This window comes from Neobacillus niacini (assembly GCF_019749295.1).
In the GTDB taxonomy this organism is placed as follows: Bacteria; Bacillota; Bacilli; order Bacillales; family Cytobacillaceae; genus Neobacillus; species Neobacillus niacini_D.
In genome coordinates this window covers 144,266-150,577 of record NZ_JACWFG010000015.1, presented here as the reverse complement: position 1 = coordinate 150,577, position 6,312 = coordinate 144,266, and the positions used below count along the sequence as shown (strand labels likewise).

11 protein-coding genes are annotated in these 6,312 nt (G+C 35.5%); 6 read left to right on the top strand and 5 right to left on the bottom strand.

Annotated features, from left to right (window positions below; translation table 11 throughout):
- Positions 1-305: 305 nt before the first annotated feature.
- The 3 genes from H0184_RS27795 to crcB (H0184_RS20665) form a co-directional block, all read right to left on the bottom strand.
- Positions 306-440, bottom strand: coding sequence for a hypothetical protein (locus H0184_RS27795; protein WP_260631703.1), 135 nt, complete (start codon positions 438-440; stop codon positions 306-308).
- A 72-nt stretch (positions 441-512) separates the two neighbouring features.
- A complete protein-coding gene (crcB, locus tag H0184_RS20670; RefSeq protein WP_221827921.1) occupies positions 513-872 on the bottom strand; it encodes a fluoride efflux transporter CrcB in 360 nt (119 codons plus the stop codon).
- The gene (gene crcB, locus H0184_RS20665) at positions 869-1,255 is read right to left on the bottom strand and encodes a fluoride efflux transporter CrcB (protein ID WP_221827919.1); all 387 of its coding nucleotides are present in this window, start codon (positions 1,253-1,255) and stop codon (positions 869-871) included. The genes crcB (H0184_RS20670) and crcB (H0184_RS20665) overlap by 4 nt, the downstream gene beginning before the upstream one ends.
- A gap of 262 nt (positions 1,256-1,517) precedes the next feature.
- Between crcB (H0184_RS20665) and H0184_RS20660 the strand changes: the two genes are divergently transcribed.
- The 3 genes from H0184_RS20660 (at position 1,518) to H0184_RS20650 (ending at position 2,909) form a co-directional block, all read left to right on the top strand.
- Entirely contained in the window at positions 1,518-1,739 is a 222-nt protein-coding gene (locus tag H0184_RS20660) for a spore coat protein (protein ID WP_221827917.1), read from the top strand.
- A 141-nt stretch (positions 1,740-1,880) separates the two neighbouring features.
- Complete coding sequence (locus tag H0184_RS20655) at positions 1,881-2,453, top strand: spore coat protein (RefSeq protein ID WP_260631702.1); 573 nt, start codon at positions 1,881-1,883, stop codon at positions 2,451-2,453.
- A 30-nt stretch (positions 2,454-2,483) separates the two neighbouring features.
- Complete coding sequence (locus tag H0184_RS20650; RefSeq protein WP_221827915.1) at positions 2,484-2,909, top strand: spore coat protein; 426 nt, start codon at positions 2,484-2,486, stop codon at positions 2,907-2,909.
- Between the two features lie 176 nt (positions 2,910-3,085).
- Here the strand turns inward: H0184_RS20650 and H0184_RS20645 are convergent, their stop codons facing one another.
- Together H0184_RS20645 and H0184_RS20640 are read right to left on the bottom strand one after the other, a co-directional pair.
- Entirely contained in the window at positions 3,086-3,964 is an 879-nt protein-coding gene (locus H0184_RS20645; RefSeq protein WP_221827913.1) for a proline iminopeptidase-family hydrolase, read from the bottom strand.
- A 111-nt stretch (positions 3,965-4,075) separates the two neighbouring features.
- Positions 4,076-4,798: a TerC family protein gene (locus tag H0184_RS20640; protein ID WP_221827911.1), complete on the bottom strand. Its 723-nt coding sequence runs from the start codon at positions 4,796-4,798 to the stop codon at positions 4,076-4,078.
- Between the two features lie 175 nt (positions 4,799-4,973).
- On the opposite strand from H0184_RS20640, the gene H0184_RS20635 reads away from it, so the two are divergent.
- The 3 genes from H0184_RS20635 to H0184_RS20625 all read left to right on the top strand — a co-directional run bounded on the left by H0184_RS20635 (position 4,974) and on the right by H0184_RS20625 (position 6,311).
- The gene (locus H0184_RS20635) at positions 4,974-5,216 is read left to right on the top strand and encodes a glutaredoxin family protein (protein ID WP_221827909.1); all 243 of its coding nucleotides are present in this window, start codon (positions 4,974-4,976) and stop codon (positions 5,214-5,216) included.
- Between the two features lie 147 nt (positions 5,217-5,363).
- A complete protein-coding gene (locus tag H0184_RS20630) occupies positions 5,364-5,621 on the top strand; it encodes an HPr family phosphocarrier protein (RefSeq protein WP_221827907.1) in 258 nt (85 codons plus the stop codon).
- A 219-nt stretch (positions 5,622-5,840) separates the two neighbouring features.
- Positions 5,841-6,311: a divergent PAP2 family protein gene (locus H0184_RS20625; RefSeq protein WP_221827905.1), complete on the top strand. Its 471-nt coding sequence runs from the start codon at positions 5,841-5,843 to the stop codon at positions 6,309-6,311.
- The last annotated feature ends 1 nt before the right edge of the window (position 6,312 follow it).

Here is a 6,312-nt window from a genome sequence, read left to right as displayed (position 1 = left end):
TTGGCTTAGCTTTTATAAAAAGCTAAAAAAATTGTTTGTTGACGTTACTGTTTGTTTAGTTTTCAAAGAGCAAGATTACTATCGTTCTAAAAAGCGACAAAAAATATTTTAACATATCAATCAGTTGAATGTCAATATCTATTGTTCGTTTTGTTTGTCCCTCTGAAGGGAACTTTTATATAATAACACCCACATACATCTTGTTCAATAGAAATATTATCCAATTATTTCGTGCATAATGTACTAATCTAAAACATTGCTCTATATAAAGAAGCTGTTGCATACGCAACAGCTTCTTTATATCCTTATTCCCCTTGCCCGCCGTTTGGTGTTACCCGACGCACATGTTCGTCTTCGTTTTTTCGAGCCTTCTCAACTTTATCATTAAGTAGTTGCTTTTGGTCAACATCAGATGAGGGGGTAAACTTTTTCTTAGACATTTGTATCCTCCTTACAAATCAGTAGTTACCCTCTTATTTTGCTTTCTTTTTTCAAAATTAAACGTAAAGGAGTTACCAAATAGCAAAACCTATAGCAGCCGTTACTGTACTTAAGATAACCGAAGATAAAACATATGCGCCTGCTATTACTGCTTTGTTTGATTGAATAAGTGTAATGGTTTCATAACCGAAAGTTGAGAAAGTCGTGTAAGCACCACAAAAGCCTACACCTGCAAAAAACCAGACTGCTGCACTAATTTCGTTAGCCGAATATAGTTTTGCCAGTAGTCCCAATAGAAAGGAACCGGAAATATTTATAATCAAAGTCCCCAGCGGAAAGGGCTTAGATCTATAATTGTTATTAATAAAAATCCCCAATGAATACCTAGCAGCGGCACCTAAGGATCCTCCTAGTCCAATTAACCAAATCAATTTGTTACCCCTTTTTCTCCATTAGTAATAGCTAATTTAACTCCTAAGTATGTAAGCAATAATCCAAAAAGTATACTGGTTAATATGTATAGTGCACCATTTAAAAGAAATCCATTTTGCAAAAGTCGTATGGTCTCAACTGAAAAGGTAGAAAAAGTTGTAAAAGAACCAATTAATCCTGTTCCGAGAAATAAGGTATATTCTGTTCTTATTTTTTTCTTAATCGTGATGAAAGTAAGAAACCAACCTAGTAGAAAACAACCTAAGAGATTTATTAAAAGTGTTCCAAGAGGAAAACCATTATTAGTATGTATCCACTCTCCAATACTATATCTAGCTATAGCCCCTATAAACCCACCAAGCATAACGAAAAGTACCTTCATACAATCAGCCATCTTTCTCATATCTCTTCTTTCGTATCATTAAAAATAATACCGTAAACGGCCTGTCTTGACCGATATTCTTTCTCCTTTATTATCTACCCAAAAGTCTTATCCATTTTTACCTCCTGCCCTGCTCTTAAGAATTATATAACATATTATCATTTTTATCTTATTTTTGATTACTTTGGACGATTAGTGCAGGAATATCAGGAGCTTGGTGCATACCCTGATAATGGAAATACTATGTAAAGGAGCGATAGTGGTGAGCGATTCAAATCAAAACCCATTACTTACAGGTAAGATTATTGATTTACTGGTAAGTGATTTATTCAAAAAAAATGGGATTAATTTAGATAAAGGGAAAGCAAATTTATCAGACGAACAAAAACAATTAATTAAAGAACTAGTGAATGACCTTTCCCAACAGGTGGATGCATTCGTTAAGAAAGACACTCCACCAACTAAAGCCGAAGGCGAAGAATAACATTTTATAATGGACGCCTGGATTAGGCGTTCTTTTCATTTTTTGTAAAACATCCAAAATAAGCTAATACACACAAACACATTATTGGACAACTCCATATATTATATTGAAAACAAACCACAACAAAGGAGTGTAAAAACAATGGCATCCAACAAGAAGGAAAAAAACGATAAAAAGCATCGGAAGGATGAGTCTTCAGATATGTTTTATGAGGACAAGCCGGTTGCTGAAAAAACTTACGAGGAAGCCCCGCAATTTGCTTATGTCTATCATGATCCAGCAGTTTTTCAAGATGCACACACATACCAAGCTCCAGAGCACCATTCAAACGATTCTATCGATGCAGATGTATTACAAGATGCTGACCAAGTTTCATTAATGGAACAGGATTCCGAGGAATTAATCTATATTAAAGATTCTTGTAACATCTGTGTTCACACTACTGATACGCAAGCAGCTGTTTCCCTGCAGATTGCACTACAGCTAGCTATCGCATTAGTTATTAGAGTTACAATTCTTGATTCTGATCAAGGAAACAGTGTTGCAGAAGATCTACTTCAATACTTTGAATCCGAACAAAGTAACTTCCAAAAAATTAGCATCGTAAACTCCAAAGATATCAACATCACAACAACTGATACAGACGTTGCAGCAAACATCCAAGCATTACTACAAGTACTTCTAACTTTAGTTGCAAAAATTGATATTGCATAAAAAAATATAAAAATAAGAGGTGAAAATAAAATGACAGAAAAGAAATGGAAAGCATTAGATTCTTGTGACAGTAAAAGTAACGAAGCGGATGTTATGCAAGAGGCTGATCAATTTGTTTCCAATAAACAACAATCTTTTGAATGGATTATCATTAAGGATTCTGAAGGAATCGATGTACAAACTACTGATACTCAAGTCGCATTATCATTGCAAGCAGCAATCCAAGTAGCAATCGCAATTGTTATTAGCATTACAATTGGCGATACGGAGAAAGGCAAAGCAGTTGTTCAGGACCTTAAACAATTGTTTAAAAACAAACAAAAGAACTCACAAAAAACAGTTATTCACGGTTCTAAAAATATCAAAGTTACGACAACTGACACTCAAGTTTCTGTAAATATCCAAGCACTTCTCCAAATCCTTGTAACAATCGTTGCTAAATTAGACGTACTTTAATAGTAAACGTCAAATTTAGTAAAGGAGAACATATTACTATGTTCCTCCTTTCTCGTTGGCAAGAGTTAAGTAAATGAGCAATAGATTAACTTAATATTCCGGAAAACCATTCTACTTTCCTCTATATAATATGCGAAAAGGACAACCCACAACGGTTGTCCTTTTACATTATTTTGTCAGTTAGAATCAGTGTTTTTTAGGAAGTCTCCTACTACTTGTAAAAACTCTTCCTTTTCTTCAAAATATGCCAAATGAGCACTATTTTCGTAAACGTGAAAACGTCCGTTTGGTACAAGACTGCTAAAGTACTCCGTTGATTCAGGTGTAGCCTCATCATATCGTCCACATGTAAATAGTGTTGGGCAGCTGATTTCATGTAATCGGGCTGTACAATCAAATGACTTGAGATTCCCTTTTACACTAAATTCAGATGGTCCCCACATAATATTATAAATTTCAGGATTACGATATCCTGATCCCTTTTTAACCCACTCAGGGTCTGGTTCTTCCTGTATCCGACAAACAAATACTTTGTTAAATTCCTGAATGGCCGCTTTAAATTCTTCTGAATCGGTTGTTCCATTTTCCTCACATTGTTTAATTGTTTCTTGAATTTCAATAGGGAGTTTTTTTAGATTTTCAATTTGGTCCTGCTCCCAACGTGGTGCACTCAAACAAGGACTTGAAAAAATAACACTCTTTACCCCGCTTGGTTTCGTTAAGCAATAGGCTACTGCTAAGGTTGTACCCCACGAATGACCTAGAATATGTACTTCGTCTAATTTTAAAGCTTTTCTAACCTGAGCTAATTCTTCTACAAAGCGGTTAATTTGCCAAAGAGATGTGTCAGTCGGACGATCTGACCTGCCACACCCTAATTGATCGTACAAAATAACCGGTCTGTCTTTTTCAAGCGCTTGTAATCCTTCTAATGAATAACTTGAGGATCCTGGACCACCATGCAGTATGATGACAGGAGTAGCTTTTGAATTTTTATTGAATAGTTGATACCAAACTCTCCCGCCTGTTACCTCTATATAACCCTCTTCTCGCATGAGAATTTCCCCCTGTAAAAATAAAAAATAATAACGATATAATTTTACCTGATTATTAAAAAAATGAGAAATTTTAACCAAAAAGAGACCCAAAAGGCTGGTCTCTTAACATTACTTTGTTATGGGCTTACCTTTTAAAAAATGTACGAGGAAGGTCCCAAAGAAGATGCCGATTAATAGACTGAAGAAAATTACTTCGTGCATTTGGAAGCCAAAAGCAGCACCGATCATTCTTAATCCAATCATGCCAATTAATATAAATGCAGTTGTTTCAAATTCAGGTATTCTTTCAATCAGCGCTAAGAATAATTGTGCAACACCTCGCATCATTAATATTCCAAGGATTCCTCCTAAGAACAATACCCAGACCTGATTTGATACACCAAACGCAGCAATGACACTATCGATGCTAAACGCGATATCCATAAGCTCTACGGTTAATACGGTGCTCCAAAAACCGACTTGTTTGGTTTGAATCTCTTCCTCTCCTTCTCTTTTGTTCATAAAGTGTTGGAGAACCAGCCAAAGGAGATAATGACCGCCAACAATCTTGATCCAGCCAATATTAATCAACGTTACGCCTATCCCAATCGCAATAACCCGAAATAGATATGCTCCTATAATTCCATAGAAAAGTGCTTTCTTTCGTTGTTTTTCAGGCAAGTGCTTTACCAAAACAGCGAGTACTAATGCATTATCAGCAGATAATAACCCTTCTAAAATAACCAAGGTACCAATGATTCCCCAACTAGCAGGATCTGTTAATACATCTCCCAAGGCGTCTAATGATAAAAATGAACCATAATTCGCTATGATTTCTTGTAAAAACTCCATCCCCTTGTACTTGTCTCCTTTTCTCTGTTTTTACCTATATAACTGCTTGTCTTCTTACTGTATATGTATGTTGGTCAAATGATTATATGAACACTACATCATTATAATCATGGAATGAGACATTTAATTATGAAAGGTTTAAGATGGTATTATGATGAATGAAGGAGGAATGGTTATGCGAAAAGTAGTAATATACACTCAAGAAGGCTGCGGTCCGTGTACGTCTGAAAAATTATGGTTAAAGGATAATGGGATTGAATTTGAGGAAAGAAATATCAGAGAAAACCCTGCGTACCTTGATGAAATTGTAGAATTAGGTGCCTCCGCAACACCTGCAACACTTATTGAGGATGAAAATGGATCACAGGTTATATTAGGGTTTGATCAGGAGAAATTGGAAAAAGTTCTAGGGATTTAACACCGTGGGGACGGTTCTCATGGTCTTTTTTGGACCATGAGAACCGTCCCCCTGGCTATCCCTCTGGCTATACTTGTCATATTTGGTATTTATTTTTCATACATAAAAGAGTGTGAATTAACCAGAATGATAAGGAGTGTTTTCTCGATGGTATTAAAAACGATTCAATTAAATAGAAAGTCAGGGTTAGACAGTCGGGCAATAAACCAATTGGTTCAGGTAACGTCTCAATTTGAGTCTGATATTTACCTTACCTACAACGGTCATAAAGTGAACTGTAAATCGATAATGGGCGTTTTGTCTTTAGCTATCCCTAATAATGCTGAGATTAGTATTGAAACTTCTGGTTCCGATGATCGAGAAGCAATGCAAAAATTAATAGAAACAATTGAAACATTAAAGTAATGAAACCCGCCTTTTTACCCATACACTTGCAATAGAAAGTAAGAGAGACTATGCTGTCCCTCTTACTTCTTTGTTTTTATAATCTGTGCTATCATTTCCCCCAGTTTTTCAAATCATTCTTTATCATAAAACTTCTATATTTTTCATAATTCTCCCTTTAACATAAAAATCCTTTTGATATGATTATAAGGTAAATCAACAATTATCTAGGAGGTTATTATGTATTTATCCTGTCCGATTCTAGCTGCTTTTTTAGGAATGTTCCTAGCACAATTCGTAAAAATACCGATTCATTATTTAGCCTCAAGGGAATTAAAATGGAATTTGATGTTTAGTACAGGTGGAATGCCAAGCTCACATACCGCAATGATTGTATCCTTGACAACGGTTATTGGTCTGATGTCTGGATTTAAATCTAATGAGTTTGCTATATGTGTTGTGGTTGCTGCAATCGTAATGCATGATGCAATGGGGGTTAGAAGGCATGCTGGGTATCATGCAGAAATACTAAACACCCTGTTAGCCGACTTTAACAGGGTGATTGAGACACTAAAAGACCCCAATTTAAAGAAACCGGAGTCTAGGGAAAAATTAAAAGAATTATTAGGTCATCAACCAACAGAGGTCTTTTTTGGAGCGATAACGGGAATCATTGTTGGTGTATTTACATACTATTTATATCCTTTTTAAA

What these genes read in the sequence shown, in the direction of transcription:
- H0184_RS20630 (WP_221827907.1), top strand. Translation starts at nt 5,364, where the DNA reads ATGGTATTAAAAACGATTCAATTAAATAGAAAGTCAGGGTTAGACAGT.
- H0184_RS20655 (WP_260631702.1), top strand. Translation starts at nt 1,881, where the DNA reads ATGGCATCCAACAAGAAGGAAAAAAACGATAAAAAGCATCGGAAGGAT.
- H0184_RS20645 (WP_221827913.1), bottom strand. Translation starts at nt 3,964, where the DNA reads ATGCGAGAAGAGGGTTATATAGAGGTAACAGGCGGGAGAGTTTGGTAT.
- H0184_RS20640 (WP_221827911.1), bottom strand. Translation starts at nt 4,798, where the DNA reads ATGGAGTTTTTACAAGAAATCATAGCGAATTATGGTTCATTTTTATCA.
- H0184_RS20625 (WP_221827905.1), top strand. Translation starts at nt 5,841, where the DNA reads ATGTATTTATCCTGTCCGATTCTAGCTGCTTTTTTAGGAATGTTCCTA.
- crcB (WP_221827919.1), bottom strand. Translation starts at nt 1,255, where the DNA reads ATGAAGGTACTTTTCGTTATGCTTGGTGGGTTTATAGGGGCTATAGCT.
- H0184_RS20650 (WP_221827915.1), top strand. Translation starts at nt 2,484, where the DNA reads ATGACAGAAAAGAAATGGAAAGCATTAGATTCTTGTGACAGTAAAAGT.
- H0184_RS27795 (WP_260631703.1), bottom strand. Translation starts at nt 440, where the DNA reads ATGTCTAAGAAAAAGTTTACCCCCTCATCTGATGTTGACCAAAAGCAA.
- H0184_RS20635 (WP_221827909.1), top strand. Translation starts at nt 4,974, where the DNA reads ATGCGAAAAGTAGTAATATACACTCAAGAAGGCTGCGGTCCGTGTACG.